Genomic DNA, 23,161 nt, shown 5'->3' with positions numbered 1-23,161 from the left:
ATCATGAACCAAGCTGTCATCACCCAAGCTGTCGTCACCAAGAACCGTCCGCTCGTCGAAGTCCATGGCGTCTGCCAGACCTATGACAAGGGCAGTGCCGGCAAGCTCATCGTCCTCGACCAGGTCGGGCTGACGCTGGGTTCCGGCGAGATCGTCGGCCTGCTCGGCCGCTCCGGCTCCGGCAAGTCCACTTTGCTGCGCTCGATCGCCGGCCTGATCCGGCCGAGCCAGGGCGCCATCACCTTCGAGGGCAAGGCTGTCTCAGGCACGCCGGACGGCATCGCCATGGTCTTTCAGAGTTTTGCGTTGTTTCCCTGGCTGACCGTACTGCAGAATGTCGAACTCGGGCTCGAGGCACAGGGCGTCTCGCCGGCCGTGCGCCGCAAGCGCGCGCTGTCGGCCATCGACCTGATCGGCCTCGACGGTTTCGAAAACGCCTATCCGAAGGAGCTGTCGGGCGGCATGCGCCAGCGCGTCGGGCTCGCCCGCGCCCTGGTGGTGCATCCCAAGGTGCTGTTGATGGACGAGCCGTTCTCGGCGCTCGACGTGCTGACGGCCGAGACGCTGCGCACCGACCTGCTCGACCTCTGGTCGGAAGGCCGCATGCCGATCGAGTCGATCCTGATGGTGACCCACAACATCGAGGAGGCGGTGCTGATGTGCGACCGCGTGCTGATCTTCTCGTCCAATCCGGGCCGCGTCGTCGCCGAGCTCAGGATCGATCTGCCGCAGCCGCGCAACCGGCTGGACCCGGCCTTCCGGGCGCTTGTCGAGGACATCTATGCCCGCATGACTGCCAGGAAGGAGCCCGGCAGCCCTGCCCGCGACGGCGTCTTCCCCGGTTCGGGCATCGCCATGGTGCTGCCGCGCGTTTCGACCAACCTGCTCGCCGGCCTGATCGAGGCCGTCGCGGCGGCGCCCTACAACGGGCATGCCGACCTGCCGCCGCTGGCCGCCAGCCTGCAGCTCGAAATCGATGACCTGTTCCCGATCGCCGAAACGCTTCAGCTGCTGCGCTTTGCCGAACTGGCCGAGGGCGACATCCAGCTGACCCTGGCCGGCAAACGCTTCGCCGAAAGCGAGGTCGACGCGCGCAAGCAATTGTTCGCGCAGCAGCTCGCGACCTATGTGCCGCTGGCGGGCCACATCCGCCGCGTGCTCGACGAACGCGCCAACCACAAGGCGCCGGCCCGCCGCTTCCGCGACGAGCTGGAGGACCACATGTCCGAGGGCTATGCCGACCAGACGGTGCGCGCCGTCATCAGCTGGGCCCGCTACGCCGAGTATTTTGCCTACGACGAGGAGAGCGATCTGTTCACGCTCGACAACCCGACATAGCCCATCTGGGCGCCGCGGCTGCCGGTCACGACACCGGTGCCGCGCCGCCCTCCTCGGTGCGCCGCGCGATGAATTCGTCGAGCACGCCTGATGTGGCGGCGGCCGAGGCGGGCGGCTCGAAATCGGCAACGGCGCGCCGCCAGATGCCGGTGGCGCGTTCGCTCGCCGTCTTCGATCCGCTTTGCGTCCAGTTGCCGAAGTTCGACCAGTCGGCCACCAGCGGTTCGTAGAAGGCGGTGCGGTAGCGCGCCATGGTGTGGCCGGCCGAGAAGAAATGACCGCCCGGCTGCACTTCGGCGATGGCCTCGAAGCCGATCGCGTCGTCATCGCCGGGAGTTGCCGCGCAGAGTTCGGCGACCGTCTGCAGCGCCTCGATATCGGTGATCAGCTTCTCGAAGGAGACGCTCAGGCCGCCTTCCAGCCAGCCGGCGGCGTGGATGCACATCGTCGCCCCGGCCAGCACCGAGCCCCACAGCGCGAACTGCGTTTCGTGGGCGGCCTGCGCGTCCGAAATGTTGGCGGCACTGCCGCCCCCCGACCGCCATGGCAGTCCGGTGAAGCGCGCCAGTTGGCCAGCGCCCAGCGTCGCCTTGACATGTTCCGGCGTGCCGAAGGCCGGCGCTCCGGATTTCATGTCGACATTGGAGGAGAAGGAGCCATAGACGACCGGCGCGCCGGGCCGCACGATCTGCGCCAGCGTCAGCCCCGCCAGCGCCTCTGCATGCTGCAGCGCCAGCGCGCCGGCCACCGTGATCGGCGCCATCGCGCCAGCCAGGCAGAACGGCGTGATGACGGAGACTTGGCCGGCCCTTGCGAAATCGATGATGCCTTGCGCCATCGGAATGTCGAGCTGGCGCGGCGAGTTGGTGTTGATGACCGTGTAGCAATGCGCGTCCGCCAGGAATTCGTCCTGCGACAGGCCACGCGCCAGCCGGATCATCTCGAAACCGTCCTCGACCTGCGGCGTGCCGCGCGCGAAGACGAACGGAAACTTGTCGGACAGCGTCAGCTGCGCGCGGTTGACGGCATAGTGGCGCAGGTGGTTGTCGACATCCTGCGGCTCGATGCAGGGGCCAAGCATATGCAGCACGTCGAAATGCTGCACCAGCCGCAGCAGATCCTCGAAATCGGCGAGCGTGCCGGGCCTCCGGCCGCGTTCGAGGTCGGTGACGTTCGGCGCGCCGCATCCGGCGAGGAAGGTCATCGACCCGAGTTCCAGCGTCAGGTCGCGGGAACGGTCGCCGGCTCGCGCCTGGATCGACTTCGGCGCCGAGGCGAGCGCCGCCGTCACCATGTCGCGGCCGATGCGCACCATGTCGGTGTCGGGGTCGACCAGCGCGCCGGCGCGGGCGAAAATCTCCCGCGCCTGTGGCAAGAGCACCTTGATGCCGAGCTCCTCCAGCACGCGCAGCGCCGTGTCGTGGATCGAAGCCACCTGGTCATCCGAAAAGACCGGCTGCGGCAGGAACGGGTTCTTCAGCGACCGGTAATTGGGCCGGCGGCTGCTCTCGCTGCCGGCCTCGCCGGTGCGTCCGCGCCGGCGTTCGCGCCTGCTGTCTCGTGCCGCGTCATCGACCATCGAAAATCCTCCTCATTGCCGCATCGCCTTGCCCGAGGGATCGTAGGGCGAGGCCGCGATGATCCGTGCCGGCCGCTCGACGCCGACAATGTGCACCGAAAGCGCCGTCCCCTCCTCGGCAAAATCGTCGTCCACCAACGCCAGCGCGACGCTCTTGCCGATCGTGTAGCCAAAGCCGCCCGAAGTAACGAAGCCGACGCGCCGGTCGTCGCGCCAGACCGGCTCGAAGCCGCTGGCGTCGGCATCGAGCGCCTCGATCTCCAGCGTCACGATCCGCTGCGACGTGCCTGACTGGCGTTCCTTCAGCGCCGCCTCGCGGCCGACGAAATCGCCCTTGTCGAAGGCGATGAAGCGGTCGAGGCCGGTCTGGCCCGGCGTGTAGCCCTGCGTGAATTCGCGCGACCAGATGCCGAAGCTCTTCTCCAGCCTGAGCGCGTTGAGCGCGTAGTAGCCGATCTCGGCCAGACCGAGATCCTCGCCTGCCGCAAGCAGCGTGTCGCGCAGTGTGGCATGCATGGTTACCGGGCAACTGATCTCGAAGCCGAGTTCGCCGGCGATAGAGAGGCGGGCAACCCGCGCCCGCACCATGCCGATGTCGAACGCGCCGCAAGCCATGAACGGCAGTGCGGCGGCAGAGACGTCCTGATGTGTTGTACGCTCCAGGATTTTCCGCGCATTCGGCCCGGTCAGCAGAAAGCCGCCCGTCGCGTCGGAAATGTCGGTGACCGCGACGCCCTCTCCTGCCTGGCTCTCGAACCAGCGCATGTGGAATTCCCTGAGATAGTAGGAACCCATCAGCCAATAGTCGCCGCCACCCCAGTTGATCACGGTGAGGTCGCCCTTCAGCCGCCCGTCCGGCCCGAGCATCGGCGCCAGCCGCGCCTGTCCCGCCTTCGGCAGCTTGCAGGCCAGCAGCCGGTCGAGCCATGCTTCGGCACTCGGCCCGGACACCGCATAGCGTGAATAGGCCGAGATATCGACGAGGCCGGCGGCACGCCGGACCTGCAGCGCCTCGTCGCCGACGATGTCGTAGGCATTGGAGCGTTTGAGCGTGGTGTTCTCGCGAAAACCCATCGGCGCGAAATAGGCCGGGATTTCCAGCCCCCACGACGCCGTCCATTCGCAACCCGCGGCGCTCATGCCGTCATAGGCGCCCGGGCGTTTCAAGGGCCTGCCGGCTGGCAGACGCTCATTGGGAAAGGTCATGACGAAACGGCGCGAATAGAACTGCCGCGTCGTTTGCTTGAGATATTCGCGATTGGCGGCGAAGGCGCCGTAGCGGGCAATGTCCATGCCGAAAATGTCGGCCTGTGGTTCGCCGTAAATCATCCATTCGGCAAGCGATTTGCCGACGCCCCCGCCCTGGCTGAAGCCGGCCATGACGCCGCAGGCGACCCAGTAGTTTTTCAGGCCGCGCACCGGTCCGACGATCGGGTTGCCGTCCGGCGTGAAGGTGAAGGCGCCGTTGACCCATTTGCGGATGCCGGCGCTGGCCAGGCAGGGAAAGCGCTCATGCGCCTTGGCGAGTTCGGGACTGATGCGGTCGATGTCTTCCGGGATCAGTTCGATCCCGTAATCCCAGGGCGCGCCGTCCATGTTCCAATGCTTCGGGTTCTGCTCGTAGACGCCGAGCAGCACGCCCTTGCGCTCTTGCCTGAGGTAGGAAAAGCCGTCGAGGTCGACGGCGATGCCGATTTCCCGGTCCAGTGCCGCGATCTCCGGAATGTCCTCGGTGACGAAATAATGGTGCTCCATAGGCGTCACCGGCAGGTCGACGCCGGCCATGCGGCCGAGCTGCTTGGCCCACAGCCCGCCGGCGTTGACGACATGCTCGGCGACGATCGTGCCCTGTTCGGTGACGACGTCCCAGTGACCGTCCGCGCGAGACTTCAACTCGACGACACGGTTGCGCAGGATCACCTCGGCCCCGCGCTTCTTCGCGGCACCCGCATAGGCATGCGTGGTGCCGTAGGGGTCGAGATGACCCTCGTTGGAATCATGCAGGCCGCCGAGCACGCCGGTGACATCGACGATCGGGCAGATCGCCTTGATCTCTTCCGGGGTCACCAGCCGCGCGCTTTCGATGCCGACCGACTGGAACACCGCCCAGGCCGATTTCAGCCACTCCCAGCGCTGCGGGTCGCTGGCGATATTGACGCCGCCGGTCATGTGCAGGCCGATGTCCTGGCCGGACTCGGACTCGATCTCGCGATAGAGGTTGATGGTGTAATCCTGCAGCGCCGCGACGTTGGGATCGGCATTGAGCGCATGAAATCCGGCCGCCGCATGCCAGGTCGAACCGGCCGTCAATTCAGCCCGCTCGATCAGCGCCACATCGGACCAGCCGAACCGCGTCAGATGGTAGAGCACCGAGGCGCCGACCACTCCACCTCCGATGACGACTGCGCGGTAGTGCGGCTTCAAGGCTTCCCTCCCGGTCTGTCAGAAGCGGCACCATATACGCGCTGTACATAAGTGTCCAGTGCTGCGCTTGCCTGCCCCAAATGGATGCGGGATTGATCGAATTCTCGCCCCGGGCGCATGTCCTCGCAGGGCAATGAACACGCCGGTCGGCATACGTGCCGCCCCTGTCACGCAAGCATCATGTTCGCGCCGTAGACCGCTTTCGGGGGGCGGCGCGCGGCATCATCGATGTGCCGCCCCCTTTGAGCTTTTTCGTTCTTCGGCCGCTCCGGCACATCCGTCACCAAGAGGACCATCCATGAAACACCTGCACCGAACCGTCTCGCTCGGCGTCGCGCTGGCCTTGTTCACCGCCTTGACGCCGGCGCTCGCCGACAGCACCGCGACCGTCGGAGCCACCAGCTTTGTCAACAAGGGCCTGGTCGGCGTCGGCCGCATTCCTGCCGCCCAGCGCGACAAGTTCGGCGAGACGTTCGGCTCAGGCTCCGGCATGTCGCTCGACACCGCCGGCTGGACGCATGACGCGGGCACCTACAAGGGGTCGCTCTGGTTGCTGCCGGATCGCGGTTACAATGTCGCCGGCACCACCGACTACCGGCCGCGCCTCAACACCATCGGCATCGAGTTCACGCCGGCAGCACCAGGTGCTGCTGGCCAGGAGCAGACAGGCGTGAAGGCAACGCTTGCCGACACCTTGCTGCTCACCGACGACAAGGGCACTGATGCCACCGGCCTCGATCCGCTGTCGGATGTGCGCGCGGCGGCTGGCGACATGCCGATGCTGCCCGCCGCCACCAACGGCAAGCTCGCCCTCGACAACGAGGCGGTCGTGCGGCTGCCCGACGGTTCAATGTTCATCTCCGATGAATATGGCCCGAATATCTACCGGTTCTCGGCGCAAGGCCGCCTGATGTCGGCGACCCAGCCGCCGGCGGCGCTGGTGCCGATGCGCAAGGGCGCGCCGAACTTCTCCTCTGACAATCCCGGTCCAGGTGCCGCCGAACCCGATCCGAAGGATCCCGATACCGGCCGCCAGAACAACCAGGGCCTGGAAGGCATGGCGATGACCCCGGACGGCAAGTTCCTGATCGCCGTGCTGCAGTCGGCGACCAGGCAGGACGGTGGCGATTCAGCTTCGACCCGGCAGAACACACGGGCGCTGGTCTATGATGCCTCAGACCTCGCCCATCTCAAGCTGGCGCACGAATATGTCGTGCCGCTGCCGGTGTTCAAGGACGCCAAGGGCAAGACCAAGGTCGCCGCCCAGAGCGAGATCGTGGCGTTGTCCGACACGGCGTTCCTGATGCTGGCGCGCGACAGCGGCAACGGCCAGGGCCTGAAGGGCGATACATCGCTCTACCGCGAAATCAGCATCGTCGATGTCTCGTCCGCGACCGACATCGCCGGCGGTCCTTTCGACGCCGCTGACAAGCCGCTCGCCCCCAAGGGCGTACTCGACCCGTCGGTGACGCCGGCCAAGCTGACCCCGTTCATCGACATCAACGACAATGCCGAGCTTGGCCGCTTCGGCCTGCACAATGGCGCCCCGAACGACCACAACAACCTGTCCGAGAAGTGGGAAGCGATGTCGCTGGCCAGCGTGCTCGATCCGAAGCTGCCCGACGATTACTTCCTGTTCGTCGCCAATGACAACGACTTCCTCGCCCAGGACGGTTTCCAGGTCGGCGCGCCCTACAAGGCCGACGACGGCGCCAATGTCGACACCATGTTCCTGGTTTATCAGGTCACGCTTCCCGGCCTCGCCAAGAAGTAACGCATAAAAAAGGCGGGCGCGCCCGGCGCGTCCGCCTGAACGACCTCAAACGGCTGACCGTGAGGACGCCTACTTCAAGAACTCCGCGTCCTTCGGCACGCCTGCATCGATCGGCTCGGCCGTCCTGCTCGACACGGGCATGATCTTGCCGGCGGCCGACAGGTTTGGGCGCACGAAGACCTGTGCGGGGCCGTTGACGCGGCTGTAGAGGTCGATGATGTCCTGGTTCATGAAGCGCACGCAGCCCGACGACGCGTTCTTCCCGATGGAATCCCACTCCGGCGTGCCGTGCAGCCGGTACATCGTGTCCTTGCCGTCGCGGAAGAGATAGAGGGCGCGGGCGCCCAGCGGGCTCTGCGGACCGGGCGGCATGCCGTCCTTGTATTTCGCCAGTTCCGGCCGGCGCTGGATCATTTCCGGCGGCGGCGTCCACACCGGCCACTTCTTCCTCGCCTGGACCACGGCGCTGCCGGTCCATCCAAAACCAGCCTTGCCGAGGCTGACGCCGTAGCGGATCGCCTTTCCGCCGTCGCGCACTAGATACAGGAAGTGCTCGGAGACATCGACGACGATGGTGCCGGGTTTTTCTCCGGTCGGGTCGGCCACGACCTGGCGCACGAACTTCGGATCGAGCTTGGCCACCGGGATTGCCGGCAGCTGGTAGCCCTCGTCGGTGCGCGCCGCGTACATGCTGACGGTGTCGCCGAACGCCTGATCGGGCGGCGGCGCTGCCACGGGCGGCGGCGGCGTCACCACCTCCGTCGTGGTGCACGCTGAAAGAGCAACAGAAGCCGCGCCCAAGGCGGACGCACCCAAAAACGCGCGCCGGCTCAGGCGCTCGGAAAACAGCGGAATATCGGACATGATCCCCCCGGCTTGTCCATATCCGATAAGGATATGCGGGCCCCACGCCCCAAGGATCAATACCCCATTCCGGGAGCTTTGAGAACATGATTGGGTTGCGTAAACGAGGAGAATGAGGGGTTCGCCGCTTTCGTGAAACGGCGAACCGCATGACACGCGCCAAGCGGAATTTTCCGACGCCGCATCGACCTGTGCCGTTGAATCGGCAATCATCGCGGACCGAGTTGGGATAAGCCTCCAGCCATGACCGAAAAAATGCCCACGCGCCGGCGCACCGGCGACCTGACCAGCGGCCCGATCCCGCGCACGCTGCTGCTGTTTGCCTTGCCGGTGTTGGGCTCCAACGTGCTGCAGTCGCTCAACGGGTCGATCAATGCCGTCTGGGTTGGCCGTTTCCTTGGCGAATCGGCCCTGACGGCCACCTCCAACGCCAACCTCGTCCTGTTCCTGATCCTGGGCACGGTGTTCGGCATCGGCATGGCGGCGACGATCCTGGTGGCGCAGTCGGTCGGTGCCCGCGACCTGCCCGAGGCGCGCCGCATCGTCGGCACCAGCGCCACCTTCTTCTTCCTCGTTTCCATAGTCTTCGCGGTATGCGGCTGGATCTGGGTCGACGCCATCCTCAACACGCTTGGCACACCGGCGGACGCCTTGCCGCTGGCGCGTTCCTATCTGCGCATCATCTTCATCGCCGTGCCAATGATGAACCTTCTGTCCTTCGTCATGACCGTGCTGCGCGGTGCCGGCGATTCGCGCACACCCTTCTTCTTCATGGCGCTGGCGGTCGTGCTCGACATCGTGCTCAACCCGCTGCTGATCCGCGGCATCGGCCCCTTCCCCGAACTCGGCATCGCCGGATCCGCGACCTCGACGCTGATCGGTCAGACCGTGAGCGTCATCGCTATCCTTGTCGTGCTCTATGCGCGCAAGCATCCGCTGCGGCTGGCCGGCGCCAATCTCGCTCTGCTGCGGCCTGACCCTGCCTTGCTGCGCATTGTCGTCTTCAAGGGCGTGCCCATGGGGCTGCAGATGATCGTGATTTCGGCGGCGGCACTCACGGTGATGGGCATCGTCAATTCCTACGGCTCGCAAGTCGCCGCCGCCTACGGCATCGCCGCGCAGCTGTGGACCTACATCCAGATGCCGGCGCTCGCCATCGGTGCCGCGGTCTCCTCGATGGCGGCGCAGAATGTCGGCGCCGGCCGCTGGGACCGGATCGGCCGCGTCGCCGCCTCCGGCGTCGGCTTCAACCTTGTCCTGACCGGCGCTCTCGTCGCGCTGCTGTGGTTCTTCGACCGCTCGATCCTCAGCCTCTTCCTGAGCAGCGACAGCGCGGCAATTGATATCGCCGCCCATATCAACACCGTGGCGTCCTGGTCGTTCATCCTGTTCGGCGTCACCATCGTGCTGTTCGCCACCGTGCGCGCCACCGGTGCGGTGATGCCGCCGCTGATCATCCTGGTGATCTCGGTGCTCGTCATACGCACCGGCTTTGCCTATTTCATGCGTGGCGTGATCGGCGAGGAAGCGTTGTGGTGGAGTTTTCCGGCCGGCTCGATTACCTCGCTGGTTCTGGCCGCGGCCTACTACCGCTTCGGCGGCTGGCGCACCATGCACATGATCGAGGACAGGCCGGCCGCGGGCGAGCCGCCGGATACCGGGCTTGGCGTGCCGCGTGGGCGCGCGAACATGGCGCCTGAGACGCCGAACGGCTGATCACCGACAAAGCCAAAAGGGCCGCGATGAGGCGGCCCCTTTTTCGTTACGGCATTCGCGATCTGCCTATTTGCAGGGAAAGCCGGGAGCGATCTTGCACTTGCCGGGCCGCGGCTTATGCGGCGGGCGATGGTGCGGAGGACGGTGATGGGGCGGCTTGTGCCAGTGCGGCGGCCGATGATGCGGCGGACGAACGATGACGATCGGCGGACGAACGACATGGGCGCGTGAAAGATAACCGGAACTGGCCCAGCCGCTGACACCACCACCATGTATCCGGCACCAACCCGGCTGGCAGCCGGCCACGTCAACCCTGAAGCCGGCCGGCAACGTCCCGACCCTGGCGAATTCGGCGCCGGGCCCGCTACGCACGTTGAGATTTGTCGTGGTATGGGCGCTGTAGGCGAAGGCCGCGGCGGATGTTCCGAAGATGGCGGCCAGAATGGTCGCCATCGCAAGCAGAAATCGAAATCTCATCAGTCCCTCCATTCGAACCCCGGCCGCTCGACTGCTCGACCAAGGGTTGTATCAAAAGGGAGAGAAAGCAGCCGGAAGTCAACAACTGGCCAAGGCTGATCATCACATCGGCAGTCCCGACGAGGGAGTTTTCCCGGACATAGTTGAGGAATTTCCCGAGTGCCGTTTATCGGCCCGGGAACTTCCGCTAACAGTTTACTGTCTTTCGACAATTCGTTGCAGGCAGAGGCGGTGAGCATGGGCAAAGGCAGGGTCGAGGCATTCACCGACGGCGTGGTGGCCATCATCATCACCATCATGGTGCTGGATCTCAAGGTACCGGAGGGCGAGGACTTCTCCGCCCTGGTGCCGCAATTGCCGATCTTCCTGTGCTACGTGCTCTCATTCATCAATGTCGGCATCTACTGGAACAATCTGCACAACATGTTCCACACAGTACAGCGCGTCGATGGTGGCGTGTTGTGGGCCAACCTGCATCTGTTGTTCTGGTTGTCCCTGATGCCGGTAACGACGGCTTTCATGGGCGAGAACCATTTCGCCACGGTCCCGGTCGCGGTCTACGGTTTCGACCTTGCAATGTGCGCGACCGCCTACGGCATCCTGGTCATCGCCCTGCACCGTCTGCATGGGCCGGACACCGCCTTCGCCAAGGCGATCGGCAGCGACCGCAAGGGAAGGCTTTCGCTTGCCGTCTACCTCGCGGCCATCGCGCTTGCCTTCCTCAACCGGTGGATCAGCGTGGGCCTCTATGTTGTCGTCGCCCTGGTGTGGCTTGTGCCGGACACGCGCTTTTCGCGTGTTCTCGAGAAATAGCGCAGGAGGAACCCAGCCCTATTTACGCATCGCCTTCAGCTTCTCCGCCACCGAAGCGGCAAGGTCGGCATAGCGCTCCTCCAGCCGTTCGGCCGCCTTGATTATCGAGAAGTCATGGCCGAACTTCTCCAGCGCCATGCGCAGTTTCTCAACGAACTCGGCCTGTTTTTCCAGCGCCGAAAACAGCGTCCTTACCTGGGCTTCGTTGATATCGGGGTTGGCCAGCATCTGCGGCACCTCGCGCCCCATCTGGTCGCCGGTGGCGGTCTGTTCCTTCAGAATTGCAACCCAATCCGTCAATAGAAAATCTCCATTACCGGGACAGCATGCGCAGCCTCGACCGGCCCGGTCAACCCGCACACGTGCCGACGCAGGCTTGCGCAAGCCTGTTCCAGCGCTAAGTTCGGCGCCATCGAGAAAAGGACCCATCGCTCATGATCACCGACGCCGAAATCCAGACCGCCCTGCCCGCGCTTGGCCCCGGCAACACCGCCGTCATCACCGGCGCCGCAAGCGGCATTGGTCTGGCGGCCGCCAAACGGCTTGCGTTGATGAGCATGAAGATCGTGCTCGCGGACATCTCCGGTACCCGCCTTGACGATGCCTCCCGGGCCGTCTCGGCCATTGCGGGCGACGACGCCGTGCTTGCCGTTGCATCGGACGTTTCGAAGGCCGATGAGGTCGATCGACTTGCCGACCGGGCATTCGGCGCCTTCGGCGAGGTCTCGCTGCTGATGAACAATGCCGGCGTCGGCGACAACCCGGGCAAGCCCTGGGAAAACCGTGATGCGTGGAAGCGGCTGCTCGACATCAATTTCTGGGGTGTCGTGCATGGTGTCGAAGCCTTCGCACCGCGCATGCTGGCGTCGGCCAAACCGGGCCTGATCGTCAACACCGGCTCCAAGCAAGGCATCACCACGCCGCCCGGCAACCTTGCCTACAATGTCTCCAAGGCCGGCGTGAAGACATTCACCGAGGGCCTCGCGCATGCGCTGCGCAACGAGCCGGGTGCCCGCCTGTCGGCGCATCTGCTCATCCCCGGCTTCACCTATACCGGCCTCACCGAGGGTGCCACGGAAAAGCCAGCCGGTGCCTGGACCGGCGAGCAGGTTGTTGATTTCATGCTGGAATCCCTGGTCAGCGGCGATTTCTACATCTTGTGCCCGGACAATGACGTGGCGCGCCCCGTGGATGAAAAGCGCATGGCCTGGGCCATCGGCGACATCATCGAAAACCGCCCGGCCTTGTCGCGCTGGCACCCGGACCACAAGGATGCTTTCGCGGCCTTCATGAAAAATTGATCTTCACGTCTTCAAGCCGCACGCTTTTTCGGAGCTCGTTTTTGCGCCACGGCCTTCTTTGCGGCCATCGCGGCGATCTCCTTGTCATGGCGTAGTGCTGCTTTCTCGCATCTGTCGCGGATCTCCTCGACCTCGGATTCCGTCAGATGCTCGATGCCGATGAAATGGTTGTGGCCCTCGCTGACCCGGATCAGTTCATCGAGCTTGGCCTGGATCGCCGCGCCATCGCGGTTCTGGGTGTTCTGGATGAGAAACACCATCAGGAAGGTGATGATGGTCGTCCCGGTGTTGATCACCAATTGCCAGGTGTCCGAGAAACCGAAGAACGGCCCGCTTACCGCCCAGACGACGACGATCACGCAGCAGGCGGCAAAGGTCAGCGGGAGGCCGGTTATATGGGCGACCCGGTTGGCGACCTTGGTGAAAAGCTTTTCCATCTGTCGAGAACCCTCAATGGCTGCCGCGATGAGAAACAATCGACGGCCGTTCCAGGTTCCCGCGGGCAACAAATACGTCAGGCGCAATTGAATACACGCAATGAGGGCGTTTGACGGAAAACACACCTTATCGGTTTAATGGCATGGTAACCATGCAGGCAAAGAGCCTGTTCCTTCCGCTTCACGGCGGTTTAACTCCAGCCCCTTCCGCCGCGCCACCCCCGCATGGCGGAAGGGGTCCACCTTCCCGCAACTTGCTTCGCAGCCTGTGCGCCAGTGAGCTGTTCGCCGTTCCTTGAGACGGTGACCTGCTCTAAGCGGCGTCGTTTTCCCAGCGGTCGAGGAAGGCCTCGATCGGCATTGCCTGGATGTCGGGAACCGCCCTGGCGAGTTTCTCGACCGGCCAGTCCCACCAGGCGAGCGCTTCGATCCGTGCCGCGACAGCCGGGGGAAAGCGCGGCCGCAGCGGCTTCGCCGGCACGCCGGCGACGATCATGTAGGACGGTACGTCCTGCGTCACCACCGCATTGGCGCCAATGACAGCACCGTTGCCGACAGTGATGCCAGGCATGATCACCGCGCCGTGGCCCACCCAGACGTCATGGCCGATGGTCACGGCATTCGCTTGCCGCCGCTCGCGGAACGCGGCATCGACGCCCAGCCAGCGAAAATACTCGTTCGGCCGATAGCTGACCTTGTGCTGGGTCAGCCGCTCGATCGGATGTTCCAGCGCATTGATGCGGCTGTTGGCGGCGATCGAACAGAATTTGCCGATGCTCGTATAGATTGCCTCGGCATGGCGCTCGAAATAGGAGAAGTCGCCGACGATCACCTCGCGCAGCACCACCCGCTCGCCGATCGAGGCGTAGCGGCCGAGCTTGCACGCCTTGAGTTCCGCGGTCGGATGGATGCGCGGCTCGGGGTCCTTTAGGACGAGGTCTTCGGAACGGTCCATGCGGCGGCTTTACGTCAGAGCAATTGCTCCTGCAAGGCAGGAGCAATTGTCCGTGGGCCGATCAGCACGAAAGACGTCCACCCCGCCTAGTTCGGCTTGCCCTTGCTCCACACCACGTTCTGGCCGTAGAGCGGCACTGTCGTGACCGACATTTTCGCCGAGCCGTTCTGCACCTGGCGGGAATGCGAGAGGTAGATCAACGTCTCGTTGGCCTTGTCGTAGATGCGGTTCACCACCTGCTTCTTCCAGATCAGGCTGAGGCCTTGCTTGAACACCTCCTCGCCGCCCTCGCTCATGTCGATGTCGCCGATGGTGATCGGGCCGGTCTGGCGGCAGGAGATCGAGGAATCGCTGGGATCCTCGAACCAGTTGCCCTTGTGCAGGCGATCGATGACGCTGCGGTCGAAATAGGCGACATGGCAGGTCACGCCATCCACCTTGGGGTCCTTGATCGCGTCGATCTTGATGTCGTTGCCGACCCAGTCGACGCCCACCTTGCCGACTTCCTCGGCGACGGCGGTGCCGGCGCCGAGCGCAACGCATGCGGCCAAGGCGCCGCCGATCACTTTTCGCCCAATCAGTTTGCGCAAAGGAGGTCTCCTGCGGTTCGAGTTGCCGGTTTCAGGTGGGGCGAGTTGTGCCGCTTTGCAAGCGGATGCGTCAACACCACCACGGTTGCGGCAACGCGGCACTTTGCCTGCGCGGGGCCGAACCGCTAAGACTGTCGCACCGGCGCGGCATTGAGCCGGCGCGATGATTTCTGCGGACGGACTTTTCTGATGATGCGTTCTATCCTGGTCGGTATTCTCGTCCTGATGGCGGCCGGCATCGGCTGGCTGACCTTCGACTGGTATCGCGGCCACTATGGCGGCGAACCGTTCGGCGCACCCTTCACCCTGGTCGACCAGAAAGGCGCGCCGATCACCGAAGCGGCCTTCAGGGGGCAACCCAGCGTCGTCTTCTTCGGCTTCACCCACTGCCCCGAGGTTTGCCCGACCACGCTGTTCGAACTCTCCGGCTGGCTGAAGACCCTCGGCGACGACGGCAAGACCTTGCACGCCTATTTCGTGTCGGTCGACCCGGAGCGTGATACGCCGGCGGTGATGAATGCCTATGTCAGCAACTTCTCCGACCGCATCACCGGCATCACCGGCGACCCGGACAAGGTCCATGCCATGGCAAAGTCCTTCGGCATCTACTGGAAGAAGGTCGATACCGGCGACGGCGACTACACGATGGACCACACCGCCTCGGTGCTGCTGCTCAACGGCAAGGGCGACTTCGCTGGCACGATCGCCTATGGCGAAAGCGCCAGCACCGCGGTCGAAAAGCTGAAGCGTCTTGCCGCGAAGGGCTAGAGTTTGATCCCGAAAAGTGGAAACCGGTTTTCGGACAAAGATCTAACCCGAAGAAGAAACTCCCGATGACCCAGACGCGGCTCCATTTCACCACCGGAAAGATCGAGGCTGAGCGCGTCTTCGCGGCGCTTGAGTTGGCCTTCGAGGATGAAGGCTTGCCGATTGCCGTGCTCGAAGTCGACGAGGATAAGGATATCCACGAGGTCTCGCTCTACGCCGATGGCGACGTCGACGCCGTCGAGGCCCGGGTGAAGGACATTCTTGCCGGCCTCGCTCTGTCGAAGCCGGTCGAGCGCGAGGCACTGCCCGACATCGACTGGGTGGCGCGTTCGCTGGAAGGCCTGAAGCCGGTGCGCGCCGGGCGTTTCTTCGTCCACGGTGGACATGATCGCACAAAGCGCCACAGCGGCGAACTCGCCATCGAGATCGAGGCAGGCCTCGCCTTCGGCACCGGCCATCATGGCACCACCGCCGGCTGCCTGGAAATGCTTGAGAACGTGGTGCGGCGCGAGCACCCGCGCAATGCGCTCGACCTCGGCACCGGCAGCGCCGTGCTGGCCATCGCCGTCGCCAAGCTGGCGCATATTCCAGTGCTCGCCACCGACATCGATCCCGTGGCGGTGAAGGTCGCCGCCGCCAATGCGCGGCTCAACCATGTCAAGGCGCTTGTCGAAACGGTGACCGCGCCGGGCTTTCACCACCCGATCTTCGGCAAGCGTGCCCCCTTCGATCTCATCGTCGCCAACATATTGGCGCGGCCGCTTATGCGGCTGGCGCCGCAAATGGCCAGGCATATCGCGCTTGGCGGCTCGATCGTGCTGTCAGGCATTCTCGATCGCCAGCGCGATGCCGTCATCTCGGCCTATGTCGGCCAGAATTTCCGGCACGTGCGCACCTTGCACCGCGAGGGCTGGGTGACGATCCATCTCAAGCACTGAGCCAGGGCGAGCACCGCAGCGCCGGCAATCGCAAGATCCATTTCCGAAATTGTTGCCAAAACCCAAAACTCCGCCGACCGGAGTCAGCGGAGCCTTGAATGCTGTTTTCCACCAGCTTCAGATGCCTGTGAGGGAAACAGGCCTTTCAGAACTTCGCCACCGCATGGATGTTCCGCTCCAACAGCAAAAAGCCCGATTGCCGCTTAGAACTTGATGCCCAGATTGGCCTTGAAGCCGTTGTCGAAGGCATCCGGCCCGAACTGCCCGGCATAGGACAGGCCAAGCGTCGCGTTGCGCGCCAGTTGCACGTCGAAGCCGGCTTCGACCAGCATCGCATCCCTGGCGATCGGCGCACCGGCGATGGTGAAGTCGTCGCCGCCGGCAAAGGCGACACTCGACAGCGGCGTGACCTCGCCATAGGCATGGCGCCAGCCGAACATGCCACGCGCGGTCGCCGCCACGCCGCCAATGGTGACGTCGGTGGACGCTCTGACGCCGAGCGTGGTGAAGGTCGCATCCGACGACGAGCTGCCGCTGGTCAGCGCCGCGGTGCCGCCGCTCTCCGCAAAGCCGTCTGTATGCAGGTTCACGTAAGCGAGGTTGGCGAAGGGCTCGAAGGCAAATGGTCCGGCATCGGTCTTGTAGGCCAGCTCGCCAAAGGCCTGCGCGGTCGCGGCGTCGTAGTCGGCCGACAGGCTGTCGGTGAAACCCTGGAACGCGACGGAGCGCGATGTCGAGATCCGGTGCCAGGTGTATGCGGCGCCGGTGCGGAAGGCGATGGCGCCCCAATTGGTCCCGCCATACAGGCCCAGATGATAGTTGTCGCTATCGCCCGACGAGGCCCTGTCGTCGGCATTGAAGCTGGTGCGGCTGTAGCCGCCGACCACGCCGATGCGCCAGTCGCCGGCCAGGCCGTCGGCGCCGACCAGCAGGCCGCCCGTCGACCGGTCGAAGGCGGCCGCATTGCCGTCGCTGTCGGTACCGCCCCAGGAGCCGAAGCCCTGCGACCAGATGGCGAAGCGGTCGGTGTCGGCGGCGACGGACTGAACGCCGTCCTCGCCATAGGCCATGACCGGCAGCGAAGCGGTCTTGCCGCTGTCGCCGAAGGCGGCACGCAGGCGCGCCGTCACCGCGTCCTGCAGGAAGTGGCTGTCCTGGAGGAGCATGCCCTTGGCCGAGGCATGGACTTCGCCCGAAAGCCGGTCGAAGGCGTCCTGCGCGGCTTCCGCGGTCGGCAGCGCCAGGATCGCCCCGAACAAGGGGCCGCTGCCGACACTCTCAAATCCGGTGCCCGTTGCGATCTGGTTTGATGTCAGGCCGGCCGAGGCGAGGGATTTGTTCTGCGCGATATCGACATAGATGTTGTTCAGGTCCTGGCCGATCGACGCAGCCAGGAAGTAGGAAACCTGGGGGTCGATGATGGTGAAGGTCTTGTCGCCAAGCAGATTGCCTCCGGCATGCAGCACCTTGTACTGACCCGGCACATAGGCGCCGGAATTCGCGAGCGTCAGATTGGCGCCAGCGCCGATCGTCGCCGTGCCCGTGGCATCTATGAGATCGGAATCGCCGGCGGCGTTCAAATCCACGGCATAGGTGGACCCGGCCGCAAAACTGAGATTGCCTTTGACCTTCAACGTATCGATTGCGTGCTCGCCCGGCGCGACCGTGCCTTCGGCCACCAGGCCGCCGATGCTGCCATCGCCTTCGAGCGTGGCGCCACTATCGACCGTGACAACCGAACCGCCAAGATTTCCCGTCACCAGCAATGTGCCGGCTTGCACCCTTGTCGCGCCAGAGAAACCACTGTTGTCGCCGGAGAGTTCGAAGGTTCCGCTTCCCGCCTTCTTCAGCCCGCCCGTTCCGCTGAGAGCGCCGGAAAACACCGTCGAACTGTTGTCGCCTCCGGTCGAGAGCGTGCCGGAACCGGTTTTGACCGAGCCAGCGCCGGCAAGCGAGCCGATCGCCTGGTCGAAATTGTTGAGATCAAGCGTGGCTCCACTTTCCACCGTATAGGCGCTGCTCGCGCTGAAGATGTCGGCCGTGGCCGCCTTCAGCGTGCCTTGGGCAACGTCGGTGGCCGTCGCATAGTTGTCGTTGCCGGCGAAACCGTCCACCGTCAGCGTTCCCGCTCCCGTCTTGGTGAACGTCCCGCTTGGCGTATCGTTGTCGCCCATGCTGGCGGTCGTGCTGACGTCGAAGCCGTTTGTGTCGATGGTGCCGCCGGCCGCGCCAAACAGGATCATGGCGTTGGAAATGACGATGTTGTCGGCTCCGGCCTGCAAGGTACCGCCATCCAGCGTGACCATTCCCGATCCGGTGGCCCCCAAGGAATTGCTGCCCATGATTCGCAGTATGCCGTCGCTGATCGTCGCGCCGCCGCTGAAGCTGTTGCCGTCGCTCAAGACCAGTGTGCCCGCACCGGTCTTGAAGATTCCAGCGACCTCTTCGTCCGAGATATGTCCGGTGTAGGTGCCTGTGCCCGAGCTGACGTTCAGCGTCGCGTTGGCGTACAGGTGCAGGTCATTGTCAATCGTGACCCCGTCGTGGATGTCGAGCGTACCGCCCGATGCAAAAACCTCCCCCGTTGAAAGGGCCAGGTCATTGCCCAGGCTGAGCGTGCCAACATTAAGGTAGGTGCCGCCGCTGTAGGTGCTTGCCCCGTTCAGCGTCAGGGTGCCGCTTCCGGTCTTGGTCAACGAAGCTGGGCCCCCGCTCTCGCTGATGCCCGATGAAAGTGTCAGGTCTCCGTTGCTGGTGTCGATCGTCTCCGACCCGCTCTCCAACGTCACGGCTTGCGCGAATGTGTGCGTTCCGCTGGCGCCGAATGTCGTGCCGTTGGCCATGGTAAGGCCGCCAGTGCCGAGCGCGGCATCGTCTCCGATCAACAGGGTTCCGCCAGTCAGGATCGTGCCGCCGCTGTAATTGCTTACCCCCGTGAGCGTCAGCGTGCCCGATCCGACCTTCTCTATCGAAAGGGCGCCGTTCTGTTCCTGGATTTGCGCGTTGAGCGTGGTGCTGGTGTTCAGGCCGCCGATCTGGATCGTGCCTGTCGAGCCTGACGGGTTTCCATAATAGGAAAGGATGCCGGATCCTTCGACCGAGCCGAGCGCGAGCGTACCCGACCCCGATAGCGAGACCGCGCCGCCATTGAGGACGAACTTCGCGTCGGCGCCTGAAGCCGGCGATGCATTGCTGGAATTGAACTGCAGGACGCCATAGGGGTTCACCGTATAGGTGACATCGCTGCCGGCATTGCTGTTGCTGAAGATGAGATAGGAAGCTTCGCCGGTTGCTGAAACGCCGGTCACCGCGAAATTCTGGGTCACCCCGGACGTGTTGTTCACGCCGCCGTAGATATTGAGATATCCCTTGTTCGAGAACGATACGGTGTAGGCACTGTTGGCATCGTCGAAGGTAACGGTTCGGGCGAAGAAAAGAGTGGACGAATTCGGCGTCGTCAGATCGACATTCGTCGTGCCGGCACCCGCCCCGAAGACAATGTCCGCGGTGTTGGAATTCGGCACAGAGCCGCCGTTCCAGTTGGTTCCAACGGCGTAATCCGAGCTCGTCGCGCCCGTCCACTCCTGCGCGGCCGCCGGCGTCGCCAGCAACGCCAGCCCGGCCAGGGCCGTGCCCACCAGCAGGCTCCGCCGCCGTGCGCCGAGGCTCGCGCCCGGCCTGCCGAGCGCTCGCGACAGGAAGTCGATCCCGCCGGCCATCGTTGAAGAATTCATGCCTCGCCCCATATTCCGCGCCCGCCCAACGGGCATGCTGGTATTGCCGTGATGTTGATTGAAGACTGTCGCGAATGGAGCGCGGGTGGCACCCGCGCTCAATGTTCAGATCATTCTATCGGGGGTGCGTGCCGGGCTCAGCCTGACGTTGACTGGCCAAAAATGGCCAAGGATTTCCCATGTTCATCAACGCCCTCCGACAACGACTCCGATCGGAAGGCCCCCACCCGTCCGGTCAAACCCAAGAAACGGCGATACAGATAGCTTGCCCTGCAACCTGGCGCACGCTCAAAAGACAGTGCTTGCTGACTTTTTCTGGTCACGATTGCGCGCCTGCAACATGGCGTCGTCGGGCGGAGCTGAAGCGGCCCTTTGTGCAAATGGCTGGACCAGCCCCATCTGGTTGTCAGCCAGGCGGCGCTGTAGCAGTTTGCGCCGGCCGGGAAATCGATTCCGCTTTCCCAGCCCATAGGTTACGGTCGCGCGACTACCAAGGAGGCCCATCATGTTCCAGACCTTCGATTCCGCCGGCGACCCCTCGGTCGGAAAGCCGCGCGTGGCGCTGCTGCGCCAATGGCTGGCCGCCAATGGCCTCGATGGTTTTATCGTGCCGCGCGCGGACGAGCATCAGGGCGAATATGTCGCCGATCGTTCGGCACGGCTGAAATGGCTGACCGGCTTCAGTGGCTCGGCCGGTGTCGCCATCGTTCTGCGCGACCGCGCCTTCGTCTTCGTCGACGGGCGCTACACACTGCAGGTGCGCAATGAGGTCGATCTCGACATTTTTTCGATCGAAAGCCTGGTCGACAACCCACCCGCCGTCTGGCTCAAGGATAATATCGGCAAAGGCGCGCGGCTCGGCTTCGATCCATGGCTGCACACGGTCGGCGAGGTCAAGGCGCTGCAGGCCTCGGCCGACAAGACCGGCGCCGTGCTGGTGCCGCTCGACAAAAACCCGATCGACATCATCTGGAAGGACCAGCCCGCCGCACCCGTGACCCCGGTCGAGCTGCACCCGATCGGCTTTGCCGGCGAGCTCGCCAAGGACAAGCTGGCGCGGCTGGCAACAGCGATCGGCAAGGACGGCGCCACCCACGCCGTGCTGACCGACCCCTCCTCCATCGCCTGGGTCTTCAACATCCGCGGCGGCGACGTGCCGCACACGCCGCTGGCGCTCGGCTTCGCCATCCTGGCCGCCGACGGGTCGCACCAGCTGTTCATGGACAAGCGCAAATTCTCGCGCCAGGTCGCCGCCTATCTCACCCAGCTCGCCGATCCGCACGAGCCCGGCGAGTTCGAGGCGGCGATCGCAACGCTTGCTAAGGGCGGCGCCAAGATCGCGCTCGACCCGGTGCTGGCGGCCGACAGGCTGCGCATGCTGGTCGAGGACAATGGCGGTACGATGATTGTCGCGCCCGACCCGGCCCGCATCCCGCGCGCCACGAAGAACCAGGCCGAGATCGCCGGCTCGCGCGCCGCGCATCGCCGTGACGGCGCGGCGATGGCCAAGCTCTTGTGCTGGCTGGAGCGCCAGAAGCCCGGCTCGCTCGACGAGATCGCGGTGGTCACCAGGCTCGAAGAGAGCCGCAGGCAGACCGGGGAGGAAACGCAGATGCCGCTGCGCGACGTCTCCTTCGACACCATCTCCGGCGCCGGTCCGAACGGCGCCATCATGCATTACCGCGTGTCGCGCGCCACCAGCCGCAAGCTCCAGGCCGGCGAGCTGTTCCTGCTCGATTCCGGCGCGCAGTATCAGGACGGCACCACCGACATCACCCGCACCGTGCCGATCGGCCAGCCGACCGAGGAGATGCGCGAGCGCTTCACGCTGGTGCTGAAAGGCATGATCGGCATTTCTACATTGCGCTTCCCCGCCGGCACGCGCGGTTCGGAGATCGACGCCGTCGCCCGCATGGCGCTGTGGAAGCATGGCTGCGACTTCGCCCATGGCACCGGCCATGGCGTCGGCTCGTATCTGGCCGTGCATGAAGGTCCACAGCGCATTGCCCGCACCGGCACCGAAAAGCTGCTGGAAGGCATGATGCTGTCCAACGAGCCGGGATACTACAAGGAAGGCGCCTACGGCATCCGCATCGAGAACCTCATCCTGGTGACGCCGGCTGAACAGATCGAGGGCGGCGACATCGCCATGCACGGCTTCGAGACGCTGACGCTGGCGCCGATCGACGTCAGGCTGGTGCGGTCAGACCTGCTGACGCGCGAGGAATTGCATTGGCTCGACGCCTACCATGCCCGTGTGCTGGCCGAGATCGGACCGATGCTCGATGGCGAAACCCTGGCCTGGCTGGAAAAGGCGACAGCACCGCTGCCGCACGACGCGAAGATTTGATTGCTGGCCTGTAGTTTGAAGGGGCGGCGCCAACGTTCGAAAACGATCGCGCTCGCAGGAACTACCCGACAAACTGCCGCGCCGCGATCAGCACCGCGGCGCCCGCCAAGAACATCGCCATCAGCCCGCCGCGCAGCGAGACCACGGCGGTAACGACCAGTGCGGCCCATTCCGCCGGTCCGGCGTTCAACAGTTCCGGCGCCACCAGCGTCGTCAGCACCGCCGCCGGCACAGCATTGAGGCCTGCTTCCACGCGCGGATGGATGTTCTCGAAGCGGGAGATGACCAGATGTCCGCCGACGCGCGTGAGATAAGTGGCGATCGCGCCAGCGATGATGATCCAGAACGTCGTGCTCATGGCCGCTCTCCAACGCCGCTATGGTGCGGCGGCAGGATGACGGCGAGCAGCACGCCGGCAACAGCGCCGATCGAGACGTGCCAGGGCGAGCCAACCGTCTTGTAGGCGATGATGGACGCCGCGGCGCTGGCGATGACCACCGGCAGCCAAAGCGGCCGCTTGCGAAAGCCCATGACGAGGCCGAGAAAATAGATCGGCAGCAGGAAATCGATACCCAGCGCATGCGTATCGGGGATCAGCTTACCGAACACCGCGCCGAGCGCGCTTTCGACGATCCAGAACAGATAGACCGGCAGGCCGAGCCCCAGATACCAGGCAACGCTGATGGTCTGGCCCGATTGCGCCCGCGCTTCGGTCACCGCGTATTGCGGATCGGTGAGGATGAAATAGCCGAGAGCTTGGCTGATGACAGGCCAGTGCGCGATGCGCCGGCCGATGCCTGCCGAGTAGAGCACATGGCGGAAGTTGACGGCGAAGATCGACAGCACGATCAGCCACGGCGCGACATGCTGGCCGAACAGCTGGATGCCGACCATCTGGCTGGCGCCGCCGTAGACCAGCGCACTCATCAGGAAGGCTTCGAAGACCGAGAAACCTTGGTCAACGGCAAGCGCTCCGAACAGCACCGCGAACGGCGCCGACGCCACCACGACAGGCATGGAGAGCCGCACGCCTTGCCAGAAGTCGCTTTTGCCGCCGCTCTGCGAGATCACGTCCGTCGCCATCGACCACTCCTGATGCATGT

The 23,161-nt window shown here is 64.6% G+C and carries 19 protein-coding genes; 8 read left to right on the top strand and 11 right to left on the bottom strand.

What is annotated here, in order from left to right; all coding sequences use genetic code 11:
- Positions 1–3 precede the first annotated feature (3 nt).
- Positions 4–1,338: an ABC transporter ATP-binding protein gene (locus AC07UC_RS17920; RefSeq protein WP_140775824.1), complete on the top strand. Its 1,335-nt coding sequence runs from the start codon at positions 4–6 to the stop codon at positions 1,336–1,338.
- A 25-nt stretch (positions 1,339–1,363) separates the two neighbouring features.
- On the opposite strand, the gene AC07UC_RS17915 is transcribed toward AC07UC_RS17920, so the two are convergent.
- Positions 1,364–2,917: a trimethylamine methyltransferase family protein gene (locus AC07UC_RS17915; protein WP_494906914.1), complete on the bottom strand. Its 1,554-nt coding sequence runs from the start codon at positions 2,915–2,917 to the stop codon at positions 1,364–1,366.
- Between the two features lie 12 nt (positions 2,918–2,929).
- A complete protein-coding gene (locus AC07UC_RS17910) occupies positions 2,930–5,341 on the bottom strand; it encodes a GcvT family protein (RefSeq protein ID WP_494906913.1) in 2,412 nt (803 codons plus the stop codon).
- A 298-nt stretch (positions 5,342–5,639) separates the two neighbouring features.
- Between AC07UC_RS17910 and AC07UC_RS17905 the strand changes: the two genes are divergently transcribed.
- Positions 5,640–7,115, top strand: a complete 1,476-nt coding sequence (locus tag AC07UC_RS17905) for an esterase-like activity of phytase family protein (RefSeq protein ID WP_494906912.1) — start codon at positions 5,640–5,642, stop codon at positions 7,113–7,115.
- Positions 7,116–7,184: 69 nt separating this feature from the next.
- Here the strand turns inward: AC07UC_RS17905 and AC07UC_RS17900 are convergent, their stop codons facing one another.
- A complete protein-coding gene (locus AC07UC_RS17900; RefSeq protein WP_494906911.1) occupies positions 7,185–7,979 on the bottom strand; it encodes a L,D-transpeptidase in 795 nt (264 codons plus the stop codon).
- 243 nt (positions 7,980–8,222) lie between these two features.
- Between AC07UC_RS17900 and AC07UC_RS17895 the strand changes: the two genes are divergently transcribed.
- On the top strand, positions 8,223–9,695 hold the full coding sequence (locus tag AC07UC_RS17895; RefSeq protein WP_494906910.1) for an MATE family efflux transporter: 1,473 nt from the start codon (positions 8,223–8,225) through the stop codon (positions 9,693–9,695).
- Positions 9,696–9,761: 66 nt separating this feature from the next.
- Here the strand turns inward: AC07UC_RS17895 and AC07UC_RS17890 are convergent, their stop codons facing one another.
- Positions 9,762–10,172, bottom strand: coding sequence for an SH3 domain-containing protein (locus AC07UC_RS17890; RefSeq protein WP_494906909.1), 411 nt, complete (start codon positions 10,170–10,172; stop codon positions 9,762–9,764).
- A gap of 237 nt (positions 10,173–10,409) precedes the next feature.
- Here AC07UC_RS17890 and AC07UC_RS17885 point away from each other — a divergent pair, with 237 nt between their 5' ends.
- Positions 10,410–10,985, top strand: a complete 576-nt coding sequence (locus tag AC07UC_RS17885; protein ID WP_202327028.1) for a TMEM175 family protein — start codon at positions 10,410–10,412, stop codon at positions 10,983–10,985.
- 18 nt (positions 10,986–11,003) lie between these two features.
- Here AC07UC_RS17885 and AC07UC_RS17880 read toward each other — a convergent pair whose 3' ends face one another.
- Positions 11,004–11,285 (bottom strand): hypothetical protein, encoded by a 282-nt coding sequence (locus AC07UC_RS17880; protein WP_494906908.1) that lies wholly within the window; start codon positions 11,283–11,285, stop codon positions 11,004–11,006.
- A gap of 134 nt (positions 11,286–11,419) precedes the next feature.
- Here AC07UC_RS17880 and AC07UC_RS17875 point away from each other — a divergent pair, with 134 nt between their 5' ends.
- Positions 11,420–12,286 (top strand): SDR family NAD(P)-dependent oxidoreductase, encoded by an 867-nt coding sequence (locus AC07UC_RS17875; protein WP_494906907.1) that lies wholly within the window; start codon positions 11,420–11,422, stop codon positions 12,284–12,286.
- 11 nt (positions 12,287–12,297) lie between these two features.
- Here the strand turns inward: AC07UC_RS17875 and AC07UC_RS17870 are convergent, their stop codons facing one another.
- The 3 genes from AC07UC_RS17870 to AC07UC_RS17860 form a co-directional block, all read right to left on the bottom strand.
- Complete coding sequence (locus tag AC07UC_RS17870) at positions 12,298–12,723, bottom strand: low affinity iron permease family protein (protein WP_140775814.1); 426 nt, start codon at positions 12,721–12,723, stop codon at positions 12,298–12,300.
- A gap of 313 nt (positions 12,724–13,036) precedes the next feature.
- Positions 13,037–13,678 carry a DapH/DapD/GlmU-related protein gene (locus AC07UC_RS17865; protein ID WP_494906906.1) on the bottom strand — a complete coding sequence of 214 codons (642 nt, stop codon included), beginning with the start codon at positions 13,676–13,678 and terminating at the stop codon, positions 13,037–13,039.
- 86 nt (positions 13,679–13,764) lie between these two features.
- Entirely contained in the window at positions 13,765–14,268 is a 504-nt protein-coding gene (locus AC07UC_RS17860) for a CreA family protein (RefSeq protein WP_140775812.1), read from the bottom strand.
- Positions 14,269–14,457: 189 nt separating this feature from the next.
- Between AC07UC_RS17860 and AC07UC_RS17855 the strand changes: the two genes are divergently transcribed.
- Together AC07UC_RS17855 and AC07UC_RS17850 are read left to right on the top strand one after the other, a co-directional pair.
- Positions 14,458–15,036 carry an SCO family protein gene (locus AC07UC_RS17855; RefSeq protein ID WP_056573228.1) on the top strand — a complete coding sequence of 193 codons (579 nt, stop codon included), beginning with the start codon at positions 14,458–14,460 and terminating at the stop codon, positions 15,034–15,036.
- 65 nt (positions 15,037–15,101) lie between these two features.
- The gene (locus tag AC07UC_RS17850; RefSeq protein WP_140775811.1) at positions 15,102–15,974 is read left to right on the top strand and encodes a 50S ribosomal protein L11 methyltransferase; all 873 of its coding nucleotides are present in this window, start codon (positions 15,102–15,104) and stop codon (positions 15,972–15,974) included.
- A 203-nt stretch (positions 15,975–16,177) separates the two neighbouring features.
- On the opposite strand, the gene AC07UC_RS17845 is transcribed toward AC07UC_RS17850, so the two are convergent.
- Complete coding sequence (locus AC07UC_RS17845; protein WP_494906905.1) at positions 16,178–19,708, bottom strand: autotransporter domain-containing protein; 3,531 nt, start codon at positions 19,706–19,708, stop codon at positions 16,178–16,180.
- 505 nt (positions 19,709–20,213) lie between these two features.
- Between AC07UC_RS17845 and AC07UC_RS17840 the strand changes: the two genes are divergently transcribed.
- Positions 20,214–22,058 (top strand): aminopeptidase P family protein, encoded by a 1,845-nt coding sequence (locus AC07UC_RS17840; protein WP_494906904.1) that lies wholly within the window; start codon positions 20,214–20,216, stop codon positions 22,056–22,058.
- Between the two features lie 61 nt (positions 22,059–22,119).
- Here the strand turns inward: AC07UC_RS17840 and AC07UC_RS17835 are convergent, their stop codons facing one another.
- Together AC07UC_RS17835 and AC07UC_RS17830 are read right to left on the bottom strand one after the other, a co-directional pair.
- Positions 22,120–22,416: an AzlD family protein gene (locus tag AC07UC_RS17835; RefSeq protein WP_494906903.1), complete on the bottom strand. Its 297-nt coding sequence runs from the start codon at positions 22,414–22,416 to the stop codon at positions 22,120–22,122.
- Positions 22,413–23,141 carry an AzlC family ABC transporter permease gene (locus AC07UC_RS17830; protein WP_494906902.1) on the bottom strand — a complete coding sequence of 243 codons (729 nt, stop codon included), beginning with the start codon at positions 23,139–23,141 and terminating at the stop codon, positions 22,413–22,415. Before AC07UC_RS17830 ends, AC07UC_RS17835 begins: the two co-directional genes overlap by 4 nt.
- Between the last annotated feature and the right edge of the window lie 20 nt (positions 23,142–23,161).

This window comes from Mesorhizobium sp. GW821-FHT04C10 (assembly GCF_059420305.1).
The sequence above is the reverse complement of the archived record's forward strand: the minus strand, read 5'-3'. Positions and strand labels throughout refer to the sequence as shown.

Excerpts from the sequence above, each read along its gene's own strand:
- AC07UC_RS17845 (WP_494906905.1), bottom strand. The coding sequence starts at position 19,708 with ATGAATTCTTCAACGATGGCCGGCGGGATCGACTTCCTGTCGCGAGCG.
- AC07UC_RS17915 (WP_494906914.1), bottom strand. The coding sequence starts at position 2,917 with ATGGTCGATGACGCGGCACGAGACAGCAGGCGCGAACGCCGGCGCGGA.
- AC07UC_RS17890 (WP_494906909.1), bottom strand. The coding sequence starts at position 10,172 with ATGAGATTTCGATTTCTGCTTGCGATGGCGACCATTCTGGCCGCCATC.
- AC07UC_RS17905 (WP_494906912.1), top strand. The coding sequence starts at position 5,640 with ATGAAACACCTGCACCGAACCGTCTCGCTCGGCGTCGCGCTGGCCTTG.
- AC07UC_RS17920 (WP_140775824.1), top strand. The coding sequence starts at position 4 with ATGAACCAAGCTGTCATCACCCAAGCTGTCGTCACCAAGAACCGTCCG.
- AC07UC_RS17870 (WP_140775814.1), bottom strand. The coding sequence starts at position 12,723 with ATGGAAAAGCTTTTCACCAAGGTCGCCAACCGGGTCGCCCATATAACC.
- AC07UC_RS17835 (WP_494906903.1), bottom strand. The coding sequence starts at position 22,416 with ATGAGCACGACGTTCTGGATCATCATCGCTGGCGCGATCGCCACTTAT.
- AC07UC_RS17850 (WP_140775811.1), top strand. The coding sequence starts at position 15,102 with ATGACCCAGACGCGGCTCCATTTCACCACCGGAAAGATCGAGGCTGAG.
- AC07UC_RS17895 (WP_494906910.1), top strand. The coding sequence starts at position 8,223 with ATGACCGAAAAAATGCCCACGCGCCGGCGCACCGGCGACCTGACCAGC.
- AC07UC_RS17900 (WP_494906911.1), bottom strand. The coding sequence starts at position 7,979 with ATGTCCGATATTCCGCTGTTTTCCGAGCGCCTGAGCCGGCGCGCGTTT.
- AC07UC_RS17875 (WP_494906907.1), top strand. The coding sequence starts at position 11,420 with ATGATCACCGACGCCGAAATCCAGACCGCCCTGCCCGCGCTTGGCCCC.
- AC07UC_RS17885 (WP_202327028.1), top strand. The coding sequence starts at position 10,410 with ATGGGCAAAGGCAGGGTCGAGGCATTCACCGACGGCGTGGTGGCCATC.
- AC07UC_RS17840 (WP_494906904.1), top strand. The coding sequence starts at position 20,214 with ATGTTCCAGACCTTCGATTCCGCCGGCGACCCCTCGGTCGGAAAGCCG.
- AC07UC_RS17855 (WP_056573228.1), top strand. The coding sequence starts at position 14,458 with ATGATGCGTTCTATCCTGGTCGGTATTCTCGTCCTGATGGCGGCCGGC.
- AC07UC_RS17830 (WP_494906902.1), bottom strand. The coding sequence starts at position 23,141 with ATGGCGACGGACGTGATCTCGCAGAGCGGCGGCAAAAGCGACTTCTGG.
- AC07UC_RS17865 (WP_494906906.1), bottom strand. The coding sequence starts at position 13,678 with ATGGACCGTTCCGAAGACCTCGTCCTAAAGGACCCCGAGCCGCGCATC.